The 19,190-nt window shown below is 73.3% G+C and carries 17 protein-coding genes; 16 read left to right on the plus strand and 1 reads right to left on the minus strand.

What is annotated here, in order from left to right; translation table 11 throughout:
* Positions 1 to 73: 73 nt before the first annotated feature.
* The 8 genes from ACIBQ6_RS01710 to ACIBQ6_RS01745 all read left to right on the plus strand — a co-directional run bounded on the left by ACIBQ6_RS01710 (position 74) and on the right by ACIBQ6_RS01745 (position 9,406).
* A complete protein-coding gene (locus ACIBQ6_RS01710; protein WP_397209685.1) occupies positions 74 to 1,399 on the plus strand; it encodes an aminotransferase class I/II-fold pyridoxal phosphate-dependent enzyme in 1,326 nt (441 codons plus the stop codon).
* Positions 1,393 to 2,220: a tryptophan 2,3-dioxygenase gene (locus ACIBQ6_RS01715; RefSeq protein WP_397209686.1), complete on the plus strand. Its 828-nt coding sequence runs from the start codon at positions 1,393 to 1,395 to the stop codon at positions 2,218 to 2,220. The genes ACIBQ6_RS01710 and ACIBQ6_RS01715 overlap by 7 nt, the downstream gene beginning before the upstream one ends.
* Positions 2,221 to 2,254: 34 nt before the next feature.
* The gene (locus ACIBQ6_RS01720) at positions 2,255 to 2,650 is read left to right on the plus strand and encodes a carboxymuconolactone decarboxylase family protein (RefSeq protein ID WP_397209687.1); all 396 of its coding nucleotides are present in this window, start codon (positions 2,255 to 2,257) and stop codon (positions 2,648 to 2,650) included.
* A 271-nt stretch (positions 2,651 to 2,921) separates the two neighbouring features.
* Positions 2,922 to 4,376, plus strand: a complete 1,455-nt coding sequence (locus ACIBQ6_RS01725) for a tryptophan 2,3-dioxygenase (RefSeq protein WP_397209688.1) — start codon at positions 2,922 to 2,924, stop codon at positions 4,374 to 4,376.
* 60 nt (positions 4,377 to 4,436) lie between these two features.
* Positions 4,437 to 5,840: an aspartate aminotransferase family protein gene (locus ACIBQ6_RS01730; protein WP_397209689.1), complete on the plus strand. Its 1,404-nt coding sequence runs from the start codon at positions 4,437 to 4,439 to the stop codon at positions 5,838 to 5,840.
* The gene (locus ACIBQ6_RS01735; RefSeq protein ID WP_397209690.1) at positions 5,837 to 7,339 is read left to right on the plus strand and encodes an amidase family protein; all 1,503 of its coding nucleotides are present in this window, start codon (positions 5,837 to 5,839) and stop codon (positions 7,337 to 7,339) included. The genes ACIBQ6_RS01730 and ACIBQ6_RS01735 overlap by 4 nt, the downstream gene beginning before the upstream one ends.
* Positions 7,282 to 8,142, plus strand: coding sequence for an arylamine N-acetyltransferase (locus ACIBQ6_RS01740; protein ID WP_397209691.1), 861 nt, complete (start codon positions 7,282 to 7,284; stop codon positions 8,140 to 8,142). Before ACIBQ6_RS01735 ends, ACIBQ6_RS01740 begins: the two co-directional genes overlap by 58 nt.
* On the plus strand, positions 8,126 to 9,406 hold the full coding sequence (locus ACIBQ6_RS01745; protein ID WP_397209692.1) for a pyridoxal phosphate-dependent aminotransferase: 1,281 nt from the start codon (positions 8,126 to 8,128) through the stop codon (positions 9,404 to 9,406). Before ACIBQ6_RS01740 ends, ACIBQ6_RS01745 begins: the two co-directional genes overlap by 17 nt.
* Positions 9,407 to 9,434: 28 nt before the next feature.
* On the opposite strand, the gene ACIBQ6_RS01750 is transcribed toward ACIBQ6_RS01745, so the two are convergent.
* On the minus strand, positions 9,435 to 10,274 hold the full coding sequence (locus ACIBQ6_RS01750; RefSeq protein ID WP_397209693.1) for a universal stress protein: 840 nt from the start codon (positions 10,272 to 10,274) through the stop codon (positions 9,435 to 9,437).
* A 194-nt stretch (positions 10,275 to 10,468) separates the two neighbouring features.
* Between ACIBQ6_RS01750 and ACIBQ6_RS01755 the strand changes: the two genes are divergently transcribed.
* The 8 genes from ACIBQ6_RS01755 to ACIBQ6_RS01790 all read left to right on the plus strand — a co-directional run bounded on the left by ACIBQ6_RS01755 (position 10,469) and on the right by ACIBQ6_RS01790 (position 19,183).
* Positions 10,469 to 11,719 carry an FAD-dependent oxidoreductase gene (locus ACIBQ6_RS01755; protein ID WP_397209694.1) on the plus strand — a complete coding sequence of 417 codons (1,251 nt, stop codon included), beginning with the start codon at positions 10,469 to 10,471 and terminating at the stop codon, positions 11,717 to 11,719.
* A gap of 65 nt (positions 11,720 to 11,784) precedes the next feature.
* Positions 11,785 to 12,804, plus strand: a complete 1,020-nt coding sequence (locus tag ACIBQ6_RS01760) for a zinc-dependent alcohol dehydrogenase family protein (protein WP_358012276.1) — start codon at positions 11,785 to 11,787, stop codon at positions 12,802 to 12,804.
* A gap of 14 nt (positions 12,805 to 12,818) precedes the next feature.
* Complete coding sequence (locus ACIBQ6_RS01765; RefSeq protein WP_397209695.1) at positions 12,819 to 13,592, plus strand: HisA/HisF-related TIM barrel protein; 774 nt, start codon at positions 12,819 to 12,821, stop codon at positions 13,590 to 13,592.
* On the plus strand, positions 13,589 to 14,224 hold the full coding sequence (locus ACIBQ6_RS01770; protein ID WP_397209696.1) for a hypothetical protein: 636 nt from the start codon (positions 13,589 to 13,591) through the stop codon (positions 14,222 to 14,224). The genes ACIBQ6_RS01765 and ACIBQ6_RS01770 overlap by 4 nt, the downstream gene beginning before the upstream one ends.
* A 34-nt stretch (positions 14,225 to 14,258) precedes the next feature.
* The gene (locus ACIBQ6_RS01775) at positions 14,259 to 14,507 is read left to right on the plus strand and encodes an Lrp/AsnC ligand binding domain-containing protein (RefSeq protein ID WP_397209697.1); all 249 of its coding nucleotides are present in this window, start codon (positions 14,259 to 14,261) and stop codon (positions 14,505 to 14,507) included.
* Positions 14,508 to 14,604: 97 nt separating this feature from the next.
* A complete protein-coding gene (locus tag ACIBQ6_RS01780) occupies positions 14,605 to 15,273 on the plus strand; it encodes a hypothetical protein (RefSeq protein ID WP_397209698.1) in 669 nt (222 codons plus the stop codon).
* Between the two features lie 17 nt (positions 15,274 to 15,290).
* Positions 15,291 to 18,368, plus strand: coding sequence for an amino acid adenylation domain-containing protein (locus tag ACIBQ6_RS01785; protein WP_397209699.1), 3,078 nt, complete (start codon positions 15,291 to 15,293; stop codon positions 18,366 to 18,368).
* Between the two features lie 83 nt (positions 18,369 to 18,451).
* Complete coding sequence (locus ACIBQ6_RS01790; protein WP_397209700.1) at positions 18,452 to 19,183, plus strand: BTAD domain-containing putative transcriptional regulator; 732 nt, start codon at positions 18,452 to 18,454, stop codon at positions 19,181 to 19,183.
* Positions 19,184 to 19,190 lie beyond the last annotated feature (7 nt).

The raw sequence follows: 19,190 nt of genomic DNA on the forward strand, positions 1-19,190 counted from the left end.
AGTCTGTTGTTAAGGCGGGAGAATGCCGGGTAATCGTGCCGACCACCGGAAATAACCGGACGGCGGAGTAGACATGGGAACCGTTCTCGACGACGTGACCGAGGATTCCTGGCTGCGCGGTCATTTCAAGGACGCCGAATGGGTGGCGGAATACCTCGACGCCGGCGCGCCGTCCGGCGACCCGATCTACCTCAGCCTGGGGGAGACCTGGTCGGAGGCGCCCGAGGGGCTGGCCCGGCTGCTCGGCAGCGGGCTGCCGGCGTACGCGCACGGATACGTCATCTCCCAGTACGGCCTGCCCGCGCTGCAACGCCTGCTGCGCGATTACGTCGCCCGCACCCACGCCCTGCCCGCCGGCCTCACCGCGGGCGCCGACTTCGAGGTCGCCGTCACGTGCTCGGGGACCAGGAACGCCATGTTCGACTACGGACGGCTGATCCTGGCCGACGCGCCGCGCACCGCGTCCCCCACCGTCATCGCCCCCGCGCCCGGCTGGGACTACCGGGGGGTGTTCGCCGGGCTCGGTTTCCGGATGACCTACCTGCCGCTCGCGGCCTCGCAGGGCTTCCAGCCCGCGCCGGAGGCGCTGCGCGAGGCGCTGGCCCGGGCGGGCGATCCGCGCGGGGTCATCGTCGTCATCAACGCCCAGCACAATCCCACCGGCGTCAACTGGGACGAAGACCTCGTCGCCGACATGGTGCGCCTGACCGTCGAGGCGCGGGCGAACCTGCTCATCGACGACGCCTACTACGGGGTCACCGATCCGGGCACCGCGCCCACCAGCGCCCTGCGGCTGCTCGCCGAACGGCTCGCCCGTCCGGGCGCCGGGGACCGGTCCGTCCGCTGGCTGGCCGTGCGCTCCCTGGGCAAGCAGTTCAACTGCAACGGCTGGGGCATCGGGGTCAGCACCGCGCCGCCGCCCATCCTGGACAGGCTCGTCAACCACTTCCAGCTCCAGCGCTCCTTCACCGCCGCCGTGCCGTTGCAGAACGCCATGGCGAGGTGGCTGGACGGCGAGGAGTCCGAGCGGTACCTGCGGGCGTTCCGGCAAGGCTGCGCGGGCAAGCGGGCATGGGCGGCCGACTTTCTCCGGCAGGAGCTCGGCTGTCCCGCCGAGGCGCTCTGCCCGGGGAACTGCACCAGCTACTTCCTGTTCCGGGTGCCGCCGCCGTACGCGGCGGACGCGCGCGACGGCGTCACCCGGTTCCGCCGCGACTGCCTGCGCCGCGCCGGGGTGCTGCTGGGCGCCGGCACCATGACCCCGCAGGCGGCGCCCGAGGAGGGACAGGCCATGGCCGTCCCCTACGTGCGGATGTTCCTCGGCCCGCCGCTGAGCAGCGTCGAGACCGCGCTGCACCGCCTGGCGGAGGCCGGGATGGGCTGGGAGCGGTCATGCTGAGACGTCGCCGGCGCGCCACCGCCCCCTGCGAGCTGACCTACGAGAACTACCTCTGCCTGGACCGGCTGCTCGGCGCCCAGCGCCCGATCTCGGAGCCGCCGCACCACGACGAGCTGCTGTTCATCGTGCAGCACCAGACGACCGAGCTGTGGGTGAAGCTGATCCTGCACGAGCTCGACGACGCGATCCGCGAACTCCGGCACGACCGGCTGCGATCGGCGTTCCGCTCCCTCGACCGGATCTTCGTGATCCAGCGGCAGCTCATCGAGCAATGGTCGGTCATCGCCACCCTGAAACCCGACCGTTTCGCCGAGTTCCGCCCGGTGCTCGGGGGCGCCACCGGCTTCCAGTCCGTCCAGCTCCGGATGCTGGAGTTCCGGCTCGGCGACAAACGCCCCGAGCTGGTCGAGGAGTACGACGGGTCCGTCCGGCAGGACGCGCTGCGCGCGGCGATCGCGCAGCCGACGGTGTACGACGAGTTCATCCGGTTCCTGCACCGGGCAGGGCATCCTGTCCCCGCCCGCCACCTCGACCGCACCCACAGCTGTCACGAGGAACCCGACCAGGAGATCGTCGCCGTGCTCCGCCGCGTCTACGAGGACCAGCGGGCCCACGCCGCCGAGTACGAGATGGCCGAACGCCTGGTGGAGCTGGAGGAGCGGCATCAGCTGTGGCGGTTCCGCCACATGCGCACCGTGCGGCGCGTCATCGGCGACAAGCGGGGGACCGGCGGCTCCCGCGGCGTGCCGTACCTGGCCTCCCTGGTCGACCGGCCGCTCTTCCCCGAGATCTACGCCGCCCGCACCGTCCTCGACCCCTGACCGGCACCACCCTCACCCGCCCAGGAGCCCCGCCATGAGCGACCGATCTCAGGACCCGCGCCACCGGCGCGGCCTGGAGCTGATGAACGAGATCGACCCCGCCGACGGCGGACGCATGCTCGACGAGTTCGCCACCATCGCCCCCGATCTCGGACGGTTCCTGGTCGAGTTCGCCTTCGCCGACATCTACAGCAGATCCGTGCTGTCGCTGCGCGAACGGCAGTTCGTCCGGCTCGCCGCCCTGGCCGCGATGGGCGTCGGCGGCGCGCCGATGCGGGCGAACATCAACTCCGCGCTGAACGTCGGCCTCCCGGTCTCCGACATCGCCGAGACGTTCATCCAGTGCCTGCCCTACGCGGGCTTCCCCCGGGTCATCACCGCGATGGAACAGCTCAAGGCCATCGCGGAGGAGCGGCAGGACCAGGACTGACCCGACCGGCACACCGGCGCACGGAACGGCGCCACACCAGGACGGCCGCCGCGGGCGCAGTGACCTGCGCCTTGTCGCTCCAGGTGCCGGCGCGACGTCGCGGGTCCCCGTTCCGCCATCCTGACCTGCGCCTTACCCGGTCCTGACGTCCGGCCCACGTCGAGTCCGACCGGCGTTCGCGGCATGGGGCGACGGGTAGGAGGCGGCGCCTGCCGGAAGGAACCTTCCGGCGCGGCGTCCCGCACGTCGACTCCATGACCGAGGAGTTCCCATGAAGCTGGAGCGAGCCTCCGCGGCGGAGGCCGCCGCGATCCTGCCGTGGTTCGAGGACTATCTCACCCGTCCGCATCCGGAACTGGGCCGGGACAACGCGGTGTGTCCCTTCGTTCGCTCGGCCCTGGACGCCGGGACCGTCACGATCGAGGTGGCCGCGCTGGAGGAGGGGGAGGGCCTGGACGAGCTGTGCGCCGCGATGCGCGCCCAGGCCGGGCGGTTCGCCCGGCGGCGGCCGCCCGAGGGTAAGGAGGGCCTGGCCACGCTGGTCACCTTGGTGCGGGGCCTGCCCGAGCACCGTACGCCGCTGCTGGACGAAGCGCATCGGCGGGTCAAAGGGGACGTGGTGGCGGACGGGCTCATGATCGGCCAGTTCCATCCGGGCTGCCCGGAACCGGCCGCCCGCAACCCCGGGTTCGCGGTGTCGCGCGCGCCGCGCCCGCTGTTCGCGATCCGCCACATGGCCCTGCACGACATCCTGTTCCTGCACGCCGATCCGGCGACCTTCGCCGCGTACCAGGAGCGTTTCGCCGACCGGTACCGCGACGACGCCGCGCACGTCGATCCACGTTTCGCCGAGCTCTACCGGGCCGCGGCCCAAGGGCCGGGGACGACAGCGACCAGGACGCCGTACATCGATTACCAGAGCATCGACGTGCTGCTGTCGTTGCAGCACCCGCACACCCGCCAACCGGCCGAGATGTCGTTCTATCTGGTGGGCCAGGTCAAGGAACTGCTGTTCAAGCTGGTGTACGAGGAGGCCTGCGCCGCCCGGCTGGCCTTGGTCGAGGACCGCGTGGACGACGCGACCTGGGCCTTGCGGCGCGTGTGCCGGACCATCGACCTGCTGGCCTACGCCTGGTCGGTGCTGGAGACGATCTCACCGCCGGAGTTCGGCGCCTTCCGCGGCGAACTGGACGGCGCCTCCGGGATCGACTCCTACATGTACCGCATGGTGGAGTTCGTGCTCGGCCACAAGTCCGAGCAGATGGCGCGCCGGCACGCCGGGGTGCCGGGCGTGGCGGAGCAGGTCTACCGAGCTCTTCGCCAGACCAGCCTCTACGACGAGGCGACCGCCCTGCTGGCCAGGCGCGGGACGGGAATCGGCGTGCCCGGCCGTCCCGGCGAGCTCGGCGGCGAGGCGTTGCGAGCGGCATGGGCCGCCCTCTACCGCGACCGCGGGCCGGACGACGACCTGTTCCGGCTGGCCGAGGCGCTGACGGACGTGGCCGCCGCCTTCGGCAGATGGCGCTCGTGGCACCTGCTGACCGTCGAGCGCACCATCGGCGGCGTGCCCGGCACCGGTGGCACGGCAGGTGTGGGCTGGCTGCGCCGCAGCGTCCAGCACCGTTTCTTCCCCGAGCTGTGGCAGGCCAGGTCCGACCTCGGGCCGGACGGCGCCCGGCCGGCACCGAACCCCGAGCGCTGCCCCGCCGCCCGCGACAAGGGTTGACCCACGCCCCCGCGCACCGCATCCCGTCCTGCCGAGCCGCCATCGAACGGAGAAAAGTCCATGTCCGACGCCGACCATGTGGCCCAGGCCATCCTCGACGACTACGCCGCCCGCAGCCCCTCCTCACGGGCCGCCTTCCGAACGGCGGCGGAGGTGCTGCCCGGCGGCGACACGCGTACGATGATCACCTACACGCCGTACCCGCTGTACTTCGACGAGGGCGAAGGCGCCCACGTCAAGGACGTGGACGGCAACCGGTATCTCGACGTGCTGTCCAACTACGGCGCGCTGGTCCACGGGCACAACCATCCCGCCCTGGTGGCCGCCGTGCGGGAGCAGGTCGGCCGGGGCACCGCGCCCGGCGGCCCCAGTCTGCTGCAGATCCGGCACGCCGAGCGGCTGTGCGCCCGGGTCCCCGCGCTGGAACGCCTGCGTTACTGCAACTCCGGCACGGAGGCGACGATGTGGGCCATCCGCACGGCCCGCGCCTTCACCGGCCGCGACCTCATCGTCAAGATCGACGGCGGCTACCACGGCACCCACGACTGGGGCCATGTCAGCGCCTTCATCACCTCCGGTCCGCGGTTCCCGCAGCGGCTTCCCGGCCTGCCCGACGCCCGCCTGGCCCAAGGCGTGCCGCGCGCGGTGCTGGAGTGCGTGGTGACCGTTCCGTTCAACGACCTCGACGCCGTGCGCAGGGTGCTGCGCGCCTGCCGCGGCGAGGTGGCGGGCGTGCTGGTCGAGCCGATGCTCGGCGTGGGCGGCGGGGTGCCCGCCGAGCCCGGATACCTGGAGGGCCTGCGGACGGCCACCGAACAGGAGGGCGTGCTGCTCATCCTGGACGAGTGCGCCACCTTCCGCATCGGCCCCTGGCAGGTCCGCCACGACCTGCGGCCCGACCTCACCACCTTCAGCAAGATCATCGGCGGCGGGCTGCCCATCGGCGTGTTCGGCGGCCGGGCCGACGTCATGGCGATCTTCGACCCGTCCGGGCCGGACCCCGTCTATCATGCGAGCGCGTTCGGGGCCAACAACCTCTCGCTGGCCGCCGGCATCGCCGCGCTCGACCATTTCGGCCCCGACGACATCGACCGGCTCAACGCCATGGGCGGACGGCTGCGTGCCCTGCTGGACGATGCCGCCCGTGAACGCGGCATCGCGGGCCACGCCGTGGGAGCGGGCTCGCTCGGCTACTTCCACTTCGGCGCCGACCGGCCCCGTGACGCCGCCGCGACGGCCGCCCTGCGGCACGGACGGGAGGAGCTGCGTGCCCTGCTCCACCTGCACCTGCTCAACCAGGGATTCCTCACCGCCCGGCACGGCCTGTTGTGCCTGAGCCTGCCGATGGACGACGCGGACGTGACCGCCTTCGCCGCCGCCTTCGCCCACGCCCTCGACACGTTGCGCCCCTACCTGGCCGAGCGCCATCCGGATCTCCTGGCGCCTGCTCCGGCGACGCCATGAGCCGTCCCGCCCGCTCGCTCGCGCTGGCCGCGCGACTGCTGCGCGAGGGCCGTCTGAGCTGCGAGGAACACGCACGCGATGTTCTGGACCGGTGTGCCGAGCACGCCTCGTGCAACGCCTTCGTCACCCTGGACGCCGACCGCCTGCTGACCGCGGCGCGGGCCGCCGATCACGCGGGTCCCGCTCGCCGTCCCCTGCACGGCATCCCGCTCGCCGTCAAGGACAACATCGACGTCGCCCTCCTGCCCACCACCGCCGGGACTCCGGCCCTGAGGCATCATCGGCCCGGCCGTTCGGCGGAGGTGTGGCGGCGTCTGGCCGGTGCCGGTGCCCTGGCCCTGGGCAAGACCGGCATGCACGAGCTCGCCTACGGCGTCACCGGCCAGAACGCCGCCTTCGGCACCGTGGGCAACCCGGTCGTCCCCGGCTACATCTGCGGCGGCAGCAGCTCGGGAACGGCCGCGGCCGTCGCCGCCGGGCTCGCCCCGGCGGGACTCGGCACGGACACCGGCGGCTCGGTCCGCATCCCGGCGGCGCTCTGCGGCCTGGTCGGCATGCGTCCGACCACCGGTCGCTATCCGGCCGCCGGAGTCCTGCGCATCTCCCGGACCCGGGACACCGTCGGAGTCATCGCCACGGACCTGGCGGACGTCGCTTTCCTCGACGGCCTCCTGGCCGCGGACCCGGCAGAGCGGTACGCGTACCCGCGGGCACCGTCGCCCCGGCCTGACGGGCGGATCCGGCTCCTGCTGCCACGGCGGGCCTGGACGGGGCTGGACCCCCGGGTGGCCGCCGTGGCCGCCGGCTGCCTGCGGGAGCTGCGGTGCGCCGGAGCCGACCTCGTGCAGGTCGACCTGCCCGACCCGGCCGACCTGCTGGGCGAGGCCGCACTGCCGGTGCCGCTGCACGAGACCTGGCACGAGCTGGCCTTCTACCTGGCCCGGTGCGAGACCTGCGGCGACCCCGGCGAACTGATCCGCCGGATCGCCAGCCCGGACGTGGCCGACGTGCTCGCTCCACTGCTGCACGGCCCAGTGGTCCCCGACGAGCGCTACCGGCACGCCCTGCGCGTTCAGGACGACCTCGCCGGCGCAGCCGTTGGCCTGCTGCGCGAGCATCGGGCCGACGCCTTCCTGTCGCCCACGACCATCCTGCCCGCCGCGCCCGCGGACGTCGGCGCCGAGGTCAGCGTGCTCGGCCGGCCCGAGCCGGTCTTCCTCTCCTACATCCGCAACACCGCCTTCGCCGCGGTCATGGGCTGGCCGTCGATCAGCCTGCCCGCCGGTACGACCCCCGAAGGGCTGCCTGTCGGGCTGCTCCTCGACACCCCGCCCCATACCGACAGATTTCTGCTCGCACTGGCCGCGCGATGCGCCGGGATTTGGCGTTCCTCCGCCGAACCGCCGGCTGCCCCGCCCACCGCGACCCTTGAGGAGGAGCCGTGTCCGACTTGTGGGACACCGACACGCTCGACCTGCCCGCCTATCTGGCCCGCGTGACTCCCGGCACGCTGCCCGGCACCGCCGGACTGTCCCTGCTGACCCGATTGCACCGGGCCCATGCCACCACGCTGCCGTTCGACAACATCGACCTGCTCCTCGACCGCACGCCGAGCCTGTATGTCCCTGACATCGTGGACAAAATGTGCCGACGGCCGCGCGGCGGCTGCTGCCACGAGCACAACCTGCTCTTCGGCTGCGTCCTGGAACGCCTCGGCTTCCGCGTGGACCGCCTGGCGGCCCGGGTCATCCTCGGCGGCCGGGGCCCGCGTCCCCGCACGCACATGGCCCTGCGGGTCCTGGCCGACGGCGACGCCTGGCTGTGCGACGTGGGCTTCGGCGAGGAGGGCTTCCTCGACCCGCTGCCGCTGCGGCCGGGCGAGGTGACCACACAGGGCTCGCGCGCGTTCCGCGTCCGGACCCACCAGGACCACCAGTGTCGTGTGGAGGTGAACCGGAACGGGGAGTGGGAATGCCTGTACCTGCTGAGCCTGGAGGCCCGACCGCCCGTCGACTTCGCCGTCGCGCACCACTACCTCAGCACGCATCCCCGCTCGATGCTCAAGCGGGAGTTGTACCTCCAGCGGCTGTCCGGCACCACCCGGCTGAAGCTCCGCGGTCACACGCTGACGCGAGTGACCGCGGAGCACGCCGAGGAGAGCTCGGTGGATTCCGACGGCCTGCCCGACGTGCTGAACGCCTTCGGCATCGTCCTGCGCGAAGAGGAACTGGCGGCGCTGCGGCGACGGGTCGCGGCGACATCCGAGGCGTACGGTAGGAGACACGATGCACGCGTTACATGACGTCCTCGACAGCGGCCGGCTGGCCAACCCGCTGGGCGACGCCCGCCTCATCGAGCATTACCGGGGCTCGGGCGGCGATCCGGCCGGCCTCATCTATCTCAGCCTGGGGGAGACCTGGACGCAGGCGGCTCCCGGCCTCGTGGCCGCCCTGTCCCGGGGGCTGCCCGATCTGAGCCACGGTTACACGCTCTCGCCGTACGGGCTGCCCGACCTGCGACGCGCGCTCACCGAGTACATCGTCACCACGCACCGGTTGCCGCGCCCGTCAGGCCCGGCCGACTACGAGGTGGCGGTGAGCCAGGACGGCACTCGGGCGGCCATGTTCGACTTCGGCCGGCTGCTCGTACGCGACGGCGCGGCGCCGCCCACCGTGCTCGTCCCGGCGCCCGGATGGGACTACCCAGGGGTCTTCGCGCCTCTCGGGTGCCGTGTCCGGTACTACGCGGTCGATGCCGCGCAAGGCCACCAGCCCGTCCCCGACCAGGTGGCGGCGGAGCTGGAACGAGCGGCGGCGACCGGCCGCCCGCTGTTGGTGCTCAACGCCCAGCACAACCCCACCGCCGCGAACTGGGACGCGCGAACCGTCCGGGCCATGATCGCCACGGCCCTGGACCACCGTGCCGCCGTCCTCGTCGACGACGCCTACTACGCCGTCCACGACCCGGACGTCCGGCCCACCAACACGCTGAAGATCCTGCTGGCGGAGATGGGGCGGCATCCGCGGGGCGCGACGCCCTGGCTCGCCGTCCGCACGCTCGGCAAGCAGTTCCACTGCAACGGCTGGGGCGTCGGCGCTCTCACCGCTCATCCGGGAACGCTGGCGGCCCTGGCGGCGCAGCAGCACCATCACTCCTACGGCAGCGGCCTGCCCCTCCAGGCCGCCATGGCCCGCTGGCTGCGCGACCCCGCCTGCGAGATCTACCTGCAGGCCATGCGAGCCCACTACGCCGACGCCCGCCGGCACGCCGCCGCACGCCTGACCGCCGAGCTCGGCTTCCCCCGGCACGCCTGCCACGCGGGCGAATGCACGTCCTATCTGCGCCTGCGCGTCCCGCCCCGCTACGTGGACGAGACCGGCGGCGAAGAGGGCTATCGCCGACTCTGCCTCGACCGGGCAGGCGTCCTGCCGGGCACGGGCAGCATGGTCACCCCTGGCCCTCCCGGCGACGGCCACGCCCACGTGCGGCTGTTCCTCGGCCACCCGCGGCCGATCCTCGACGAGGCGATCGACCGCCTGGCCCGCCACGGACTCGGCTGGACATGACGCCGGCCGCCGCGGTTCGAACGGCCGCTCAGGGCCCGAGCCGCCCGGAGTTCGCCGGGGCGGGGACGATCGCCACCGGGCACGCCGAGCGCCGGATCAGCCGGGCCAGCCCCCACGGCCGCCGCCACGCCAGAACCCCCGCCGGACGCCGGGACTCCACCACGAGCAGGCGGGCCGCGACCGAGGCCGCCAGGAGGGCGGAGCGGGCGTCCCCGTCGCAGCGCTGCTCGTGCACCCGGACCTCAGGATGCAGCCGCCGCCACCCGCCGAGCGAAGGCCCGGCGGCCGAGTCGGCGCGCAGAACGCGCAGCCGGACGCCGTGCGCGGACGCGGTCCGGAAGGCGTAACCGAGGAGGGCGTCCGGCGCGGGCCCTGGTTCCAGGAACACGACGACGTCGTCGTACGGACGTGCCGTCGCGCCCTTGGCGACGACCACCGGCGCGTCGGCCCTGGCGGCCAGCGCGAGGGCGACCGAGCCGAACAGCAGATCGATCACCTCGTTGCGGGGACGGTGGCCGACCACGATCTCGACGGCGTCCCGCCCCGCGTCGCGCAGGACGGCCGCCGGCGCGCCGGGCGCGACGTGCGCCGTCACCGCCGGGTGCCGCCGCCTGCCGCGGACCCGGGCCAGCGCGTCGGCGGCGACCCCCACGGCGATCTCGTGCGCCGATTCGACGATCATCGGAGCGGCGAACGCCTTGGCCGCCGGAGGCCCCGCGAAATATCCGGCCAGATCCATGGCATGCACGATCCGCAACGGCCTTTTCCGCCGGATCGAGTCCTCCGCCGCCCATTCCAGGGCGACGGACGAAGGCGCGGACACGTCGGCGCCGACCACCACAGGAGCCCTGTTCGACGGCCCGTTCATAAAAATTCCTCCTTCATCGCGCAGGCATTGCCGGACAATGCGCTGCCACGCATTCCTGACATGGCCCTGAATTCGCGCTGACATCCGCCGCACGCCTTTCGATTCCGCCGCAAGTCGCCGTGCGATCTCCAGGGCGGCGGGTAATGGCGCGCTACCGGAGCACGTCCCCTCTAGCTTTCTCAAGGTGAAATGACATGCGCGTCGGAATCGTCGGAGCCGGTCTGTCGGGGCTCACCCTGGCCTGGCTCCTGGCCGACAGTTGCGAGACCGTGGTGCTCGAATCCCGTGACCGCGTCGGCGGCACGATGCGGTCGGTCCGCGTCCGCGCCGGCGGCGGCGAGGCGACCCTCGACCTCGGCGCCCAGGACATCTCGCCGGACCTGTTCCCCACGCATCGCAGGCTGCTGGAGCTGCTGGGGTACGGCGACGAGCAGTTCGTGGACCTGCCGGCCTCGCTCACCGTCCTGAAGGCGGGACGCCGGGAGCCGCTGCTGGTCAGCCCGCACACCCCGGAGGCGTCCTGGCCCCGGGACGAGCGGCTCGGGGCGGCGTGGCAGGCGGTCGGGACCTTCCTCCAGCGGGCCACCGAATGGGACAAGGAGGACGTCAGCTGGGAACGACCGCTGGCCGACCTGGTCGAGCCCCTGCCGGTGAGCCAGGAGATCAAGCGGGACGTGCTCTACGCCCGCCCGGCCTTCCTGTTCTGCTGCAGCCTCGAACAGGCCATGACACTCTCGGCCCGCGCCGCCGTCGCCTTCTACGTCAACACCGCGGGCGAGCCGAGATGGCAGCAGCTCCTCCCGGGGCTGGAGAGCACGGCCTGGGCCCTGGCGGCGCGGGCCCCCGCCGCCAGGATCAGGACCGCGGCCGGGGTGCGGCAGGTCCGCCGCGCGGAGGGGCGCTACGAGCTCCTCGACACCGCCGGCGAGCGGCACGTCGTGGACGAGCTGGTCCTCGCGGTGCCGCCGTGGGAGGCGGTGCGGCTGCTCGGGCCGCTGGCGGGCACCCAGGAGGTCCGTGACGTCCTGGCCTGCTTCGAGCCGGTGGACACGACGTACGCGCTGCACCTGGATCCCGCGTATCTGCCCGAGAGCCGTGCCCACTGGTCGACCAGCGCCTTCGAGGTGCACGACGGCTGGAGCGAGAGCACCGACTGGTTCGGCCCGTCCAGGGGCGTCGAGGTGTTCAAGAGCCAGCTCACCCACCGCGACCGGCTGCCGAGGCAGGTGGTCCTGCGGGAGGACTACCGGCACCTGCTCATCACGCCCGCGGTGGTCCGGGCCCAGCGCCGCCTCGACGCGCTGCAGGGGCGGGGCGGGCTGCACCTCGCAGGCCAGTACACCACGTGGGTCTCCAGCCAGGAGTCGGCCGTGCGGTCGGCGGTCGCCGTCGCCCGCAGGCTCGCGCCGCGCTCGCCGCGCCTGGCGCAGCTCCTGTCCGCCTGACCGGGACAGGTCCGAACCAGACACACCCGACCGAGACACATCCGACCCAGGCAAGGAGGTATGTCATGCGCGCCGTGCGGTTCCATCATCACGGTGACCCCGCCGCCGTCCTGTCCGTGGACGACGTGCCCGTCCCCGTCAAAGGGCCGGACGACCTGCTCGTACGGATGACCACCCGGCCGATCAACCCCTCCGACCTCATGTACGTGCGAGGGGAGTACGGACGCGAGGCGACGTTCCCCGCACCGGCGGGGTTCGAGGGCGTGGGCGTGGTGGAGCGGGCCGACCGGGCGGGCACGTACCGCGAGGGCGCGCGGGTCGCCGTGGCCGCCACCGGCACCTGGCAGGACTACGTCAGCGCCGCGCCCGCCGAGCTGATCGCGGTCCCGGACGCCATGCCCGACGAGGTCGCCTGCCAGCTCACGGTGAACCCGTTCGCGGCGCGCCTGCTGGTGGACCAGCTCGACGTGCCGCCCGGCGGGTGGCTGCTGCTGTCGGCGGGCGCGTCGGCCGTCTGCCGCATGGTCCTGGCCCATGCGGCAAGACGCCGGATCCGGTGCCTGCATCTGGTCAGGCGGCCGGAACAGGTGACGCCGCTGCGCCTGCTGGGGGCGGACGAGGTGATCGACGTCTCCGGCGGCCCGTGGGTGGACCGGGTGCTGGCCGTCACGTCGGGCGGGGCGGCCGCCGCGATCGACTCGGTCGGCGGCCAGGTGGGCCGGGGCCTGCTGGACTGCCTGCGTCCCGGTGGCCGGCTGGTCGTGTTCGGGGCGCTGTCCGGCGAGCCGATCCCGCTGCCGTCCCGCCAGGTCATCTTCTCCTCCCTCACCGTGAGCGGCTTCTGGCTGCCCGAACGGCTCGCCGCGCTGGACCCGCACGACCGGGCCCGCCTCACCGAGGAGGTGGTCGCGGACCTCGCGGGCGGCCGGCCCGGCGTGGACGTGGCCGGCCGGTACGCGCTGCCCGAGGTCCGGGCGGCGGTGCGGCACAGCGCCAGGACCGGCGGCGCCGGAAAGGTGCTGCTCACCGAACGACGACCGGACGCCCCCGCCCCGGGGCCGGCCGGCGACCCACAACCCGAATGACGGAAAGGGACATCATGAACGACCTCATCATCCCGTGCATCGACGTGGCCGGCGGCAGGGCGACGCCGCCCTCGGCGATCGCCGGCTTGGCCGACCCCGCCGACGCCGTCGAGATCGCCTCGGTCTACCTGCGCGACGGCGCCGGGCCGATCTTCGTGGACGTGCAGGAGCCGTGGACGGAGCACGAGACGTTCCTGCCCCTGATCCAGGCGCTGAGCGGGACGGGCGGCACGTTCTGGGTCACCGTGGACAACGGCTACATGCCCTCGATCGAGGCGGCCGAGGCCCTGCTGGCGGCGGGCGCGGCGGCGGTCGGCCTGAGCACCACCTCGGTGGAGCACCCCTCGGTCCTGCACACGCTCGTGCAGCGGCACGGATCCGCCCGCGTGGTGGGCGTCATGAACGTCGCCCGCGCCGGCGACGGCCGCTGGAACGTCGCCATCCGCGGCGGCGAGCAGGAGACCGACCTGGACGCCGTCGTCTGGGCGAAGATGCTGGCCGACCTGGGCGCCGGCCGCCTGCTGGCCAACAGCCTCGACCAGGAGGGCACCGGCAACGGCTACGACCTGGAGATGACGCCGGCCATCGCCTCGGCGGTGGGCGTCCCCGTCATCGCCTCGGGCGGCGCCGGCTCCGTCGAGCACCTGTACGAAGGGCTCACGACGGGTGGCGCCCGGCACGCCCTGGTCAACAACCTGTTCCACAGCGGCCAGGCCACGATGACCCAGGCGCATGAGTTCCTCGAAAAGGGCGGCCTCAGAAACCCGGCGGAAGGAGCCGCGGAATGACCGCCGAGACGCTGGTCAAGGAGCTGGCGCGGGCCCGGGCGGAGTCGCCGCCAGCCAACCCTCTGCTCGCCCTGGCGGCCGACGGCCGGGTCACCGCCGATCACCTGCGCCGCCTCGTCGCGATCGAGCGCGCCTACCACCATGCCGAGCTGGTGGCCTACGGCGAGCTGCTCACCCAGTTCCCGCACCCGCCGGCCGCCGGGTTCCTGCTCAAGGTGGCCGGGCTGGTGGACGGGGCGCGTGCCGCGCTCGCCGTCGTGGCCGAGCGTCTGGGCGAGCCGCCGGACCTCGGCGACGACCTGGCCGCGCACGCCTTCTGCGGGTACGTCTCCTGGCTGGCCCTGCACGGCAGCCAGGCGGCCATGGCCCTGTCGCTGTACTCGGCCCCGGACGGCGTCTACTACGGCGGCGCCATCGAGCTGGTGCGGCTGCTGGACGAGCACGGCGTGACGGTGCCCGAGGAGTTCACGGCGTACTACGGCAACACTCCCGACCCGCTGCTGACCGAGGAGGCCGCAGCCGTCGTGGACGACGGCCTGGCCCGGGGGGACGACCCCGGCGAGGCCCTGCGCGCGGCCCGGCTGTGCGACAGGTACATGGCCCTGCTCTGGACGGCGGCGGCCCGCACGTGAGGAGACGACTCGGACGCCACGGCAGGAGCCCGGGATGACCGCCCCGGTCCGGGCCGACGTGCACGTCCGCCTGGCCCCGGGGGTGACGACGCGCGACTACGAGCGAAGGTTGCGCGAGATGAGCGGCGTGGTCGCCGCGCACGTGGTCGTCGGCGACTTCGACCTCACCGTACGGGTGGCCTGCGAGGACGGCGCGCAGCTCCGGGGGACGCTGGCGCGCCTGCGCCGGGCCGGCGCGCAGGACCTCGCCGCCGAGCTGATCGTCCGCACGCTGCTCGGTTAGGGCCGCGCGGCACGGCAGCCGGATGTCAGGTCCGCGTCAGGCCCTTGTCATGACCCCGGGGAACGCAGACAGGTTCGCACAACAGAAAGGCTTCACCATGACCGCCACCGCAGACCTCACCCTGGCCACCTCCGCCGTCACCGAGCTCCAACGGCTGCGCGACCGCTCTCCGGTCGGCAACCGCCTGCTGGACCTGGCCGAGGTCGGCGGGCTCACCCTGGAGCACCTGCGCCGGCTCGTCGGGATCGAGCTGCAGTGCCACATCGCCGAGCTGGCCGCGTACGGCACCGTGATCGCCCGCTTCTCCGACAGCCCCCTCGTCGGCCTCTACCTGGACGTCGCCCGCCTGGTGTACGACGCGCACCCCAAGCTGCTGGCCTGCGTCCGCCCGCTGGGCATGGACCCGGACGCGGCGGGGCGGTGGCCGTCCGGGCCCGACGCGCAGGCGTTCAACGGCTGTGTCTCGTGGCTGGCCCTGCACGGCGGCCAGGCCGACAACGCGCTGGCCCTCCACACCGACATGACGGTCTACTTCCCCGGCTGCCAGGCCCTGCTCGAAGCGGTGCGCAAGCAGGGACTGGAGGTGCCCGCCGAGTTCGTCGACTACTACGAGGGCGGTCAGTCCGACGAGCTGGAACGGCGGGCCCTGGAGGTCGTCGAGCACGGCCTGCGGAACGGCGAGGACAAGGCCACCGCGATCGCCCGCGCCAGGCAGATGGAGGAGCACATCGGCCGCTTCTGGAAGGCAGCCGCGCACACCGGCTGAGCTGGAGAGGACCCCGCATGAGCCTGAAGGAATGGAACGACACCGCGCGCCCCTACCCGCGCGACGCCGTGCTGCCCGAGCTGTTCGACGCCCAGGCCGCCCGGACCCCGGACGCGCCCGCGCTGACCGGCGGCGGCCGGACGATGACCTACCGGGAGCTGGCCGGCCGCGCGGACGCGCTGGCCAGGGTGCTGCGGCGGCAGGGCGTGCGGGCGGGGACGCCGGTGGCCCTGCCCGTGGAACGGTCGGCCGAGGCCGTCGTGGGGATCTGGGCCGTGCTCAAGGCGGGCGGCGCGTACGTCCCGCTCAACCCCGAGGACCCGCCGGCCCGGCTGCGCGAGCTGACCCGGCGGCTGGGCGTCGAGCACGTCGTGACGCGCGCCGACCGGCGTCCGTCGCTTGACGCGCGGCACGTGCTGCCGCTGGACGGACCGGTGCCCGAGGCCGGGCCGCTGCCCCCGAAGGTGGCCTCGGCGACCGATCCGGCCTACGTCATCTTCACCTCCGGATCCACCGGCGTCCCGAAGGCGGTCGCCGAACCGCATCGCGGGCCCGTCCGGCTGGCGACGGGCACCGACTGCGCCGCGTTCGGCCCCGACGACGTCGTCCTGGCCACCACGAACCCGACGTTCGACGTGTCCTGCTTCGAGATCTTCGGGGCGCACCTGAACGGCTCCCACCTTGTCGTGCCCGAGCCCGAGGCGCTGTTGTCGCCGCCGGACCTGGCCCGCGAGCTGCGCGAGCGCGGCGCGACCGTGATGTGGCTCAGCGCGGGCCTGTTCCACCAGCTCGGCTTCGCCGACCCCGGCATGTTCTCCTCGCTGCGCTACCTGGTGGCGGGCGGGGACGTGCTGAACCCCGACTGCGTGCGCGGCGTCCTGGCCGCCGGCCCGCCCGAGCACCTGGTCAACGGCTACGGCCCCACGGAGAACGGCACGTTCTCCACCGCCCACGAGGTCACCGAACTGCCGCCGGACGCCGAACGCGTGCCCATCGGACGGCCGATCGCCAACTCCACGTGCTACGTGCTGCGCGAGGACGGCAGCCCGTGCGAGCCCGAGGAGGAGGGCGAGCTGTACGTCGGCGGCGACGGCGTGGCGCTCGGCTACGTGGGCGACGAGGAACGCACGGCCGAACGTTTCCTGCCCGACCCGTTCCTCGGCGGGGACGCGCGCATGTACCGGACCGGCGACCGGGCGGCCTGGCGGCCGGACGGCGTGCTGGACTTCCTGGGCCGGCTGGACCGGCAGGTCAAGATCAGCGGCCACCGGGTGGAGATCGGCGAGGTCGAGTCGGAGCTGGCGGCCCATCCGGAGGTGCGCGAGGCCGCCGTGGCCGTACGGGAGTCCGGGCGGGGCGACCGGGCGCTGGTGGCGTGGGCGGTGCCTCGGCGGCCGGCGGACCGGCGGTCCTTCGCGCTGCGGGTGCGGGCGTTCCTGCGGGACCGGCTGCCCGCGTTCATGGTCCCCGGCCGGGTGGCGGTCGCCGACGAGCTGCCGCTGAACAGCAGCGGCAAGGTCGACACGCGCGCCCTGGCCGGGACCGGCGACCAGCCGCCGGCCGGCCCCGCCGACCCGCCGCGGGGCGAGGTCGAGCGGTACTCGGCCGAGGTGTGGGCGGCCGTCCTCGGCACGCCGGTGGAGTCCCGCGCCGACGACTTCTACGAGCTCGGCGGCACGTCGTTGCAGGCCGTCCAGATCGTCACCGCGCTGCGCGCCCGTCCCGGCATGGGCGGCCTCCCCGGCCCCGCGCTGGTGCGCGCGCTGCTGGACTCGACGTCGCTGGAGGCGTTCGCCGCCCGGATCGCCGCCCTGCGCAGCGGCGCCGACGGCGGCGTGGAGAGCGAACCGACCGTGGACTTCGCCCGGGAAGCCCGGCTCGACCCCGGCCTCCGCTTCGGCCCGGCCGACCCGGCGCCCCCTCGGGAGATCCTGGTCACCGGCGCGACCGGCTTCCTGGGCGCCTTCCTGGTCCGGCGGCTGCTCGACGCCACGGACCTGCGCCTGTCGTGCCTCGTACGTGCGGCGGACGGAGAGGACGGGCTCCGCCGGGTCGGCGCGGCGCTGCGCAGGTACGGCCTGCCCGCGGCGGACCTCGGCACGAGGGTGACCGCGGTGCCCGGCGACCTCGCCCTGCCCGGCCTGGGACTCCCGCAGGCAGAGCTGGACGGACTGGCCGACCACACGGACGTGATCCTGCACGCCGCCGCCCAGGTGAACTTCGTCTACCCCTACTCCCGGCTCCAGGACGCCAACGTCGGCGGCGTGCGCTCGCTCATCCGCCTGGCCGCCCACGGCGGGCGCGCGCGCCCGTTCCACCACGTGTCCACGGTGGACGTGCTCGCCGCCGCGGACGGGCCGCCCACCGGCGGGCGCGTGCGCGAGGACGATCCGCTGCCGCGCCCGGAACGGCTGCGGCAGGGGTACGCGGAGACCAAATGGGTGGCCGAGGCCCTGCTGGGCGAGGCCGCGGGGCGCGGGCTGCCGGTCGCCCTCTACCGGCCGTACGAGATCACCGGCAGCCGGGACCGGGGCGTGTGGAACACCGGCACCATGATGGCCGCCGTGATCAAGGCGATCGCCGAGACCGGGCTCGCGCCGGACGTGCCGCTCCGGCTGGACTTCGTCCCCGTGGACTACGTGGCGCAGGCCGTCGTGGCGCTGCTGGCCGGGGCGCCCGCGCGCGGCCGGGTCTACCATCTGGCGAACCCGCGCCCCGCCGCCCTGCCCCTGCTGGTCGAGCGGCTGCGCCGGCAAGGCTACCCCGTCCGGGTCATCTCCAGGGAGGACTGGGTCCGGGAGATGGAACGTCTGTGCGCCGCCGACCCGGCCGCGCCGCTGGCCGGGTACCTCACACTGCTCACCGGTGAGGAGGCCGCGGACGGCTCCGTGACGGCCCGGCAGCTCACCGGCGCCCTACCCGAGCCGGATCTCGCCAACCTGGCCGAGGCGGTCCCGGACGTGCCGGCCGCCTGCCCGCCCGTGGACGCCGGGCTGCTCGACCTCTATATCGGCTGGCTGCGCGAAACCGGCTACCTGCATCAAAGCACAGCAGCACCCCGGGAAACACATTCTCCGCGCGGTTCACGTGGATAAGTTAATATTTACAGGAATGCCTGCGTGGCGGCGCGGCACAATCGATGCGGGCGATGATGATCTCATTTGACATTCTGGGCCCATTGGAAGTCAGGGTCGATGAAGACCGGATCCAGATAGCCGGCCCGAAAAAACGCTCGTTGTTCGCCGTGCTGCTGCTCCGGCACGGCGACGTCGTCCCGGTCGAGGACCTGGTCGCCGAGTTGTGGCGGGACGACCCGCCCAGGCAGGCGGCGAACGCGCTGCACGCGCACGCGTCCCGGTTGCGAATGTCCATCATGCGCTGGCGGGAACGCCACGGCCTGGAAATATCGCTGCAGACCCGCTATCCCGGATATTGTCTCCAGGTTCCGGCCGACGCGATCGACGCCGTGCGCTTCGAAAAGCTCGACGCGGCGGCGAACACGCTGAAGTCGGCCGAGCCGGACAAGGCCGTCGCCCTCCTGCGCGAGGCGCTGGCGCTGTGGCGCGGCCCGGCGCTGCAGGACGTGCCGCGCGGCCCGATCAGGGACCAGGCGGCGCAGCTCCTGGAGAGCCGGCGGATGCTGACCACCACCAGCCTCATAGAGATCAACCTCGAACTGGGCCGGCACGTCGAGATCATCCCCCAGCTGGAGGCGCTGGTGCTGCAGAACCCCCTGGAAGAACGGCTCTATTCCCAGCTGATGGTCGCGCTGCATCGCGCGGGCCGGCCCGCCGATGCGCTCGGGATCTACCAGCTCGCCCGCGTGTCCTTCGCGAAAGAGATCGGGCTGTCCCCCTCGCCCGCGTTGGAAAGGCAAATGCTGGCCATTCTCAATCGTTCCACCAAATAGCCGGACG

The sequence above is a fragment of the Nonomuraea sp. NPDC049655 genome, from assembly GCF_044465465.1.
In the GTDB taxonomy this organism is placed as follows: Bacteria; Actinomycetota; Actinomycetes; order Streptosporangiales; family Streptosporangiaceae; genus Nonomuraea.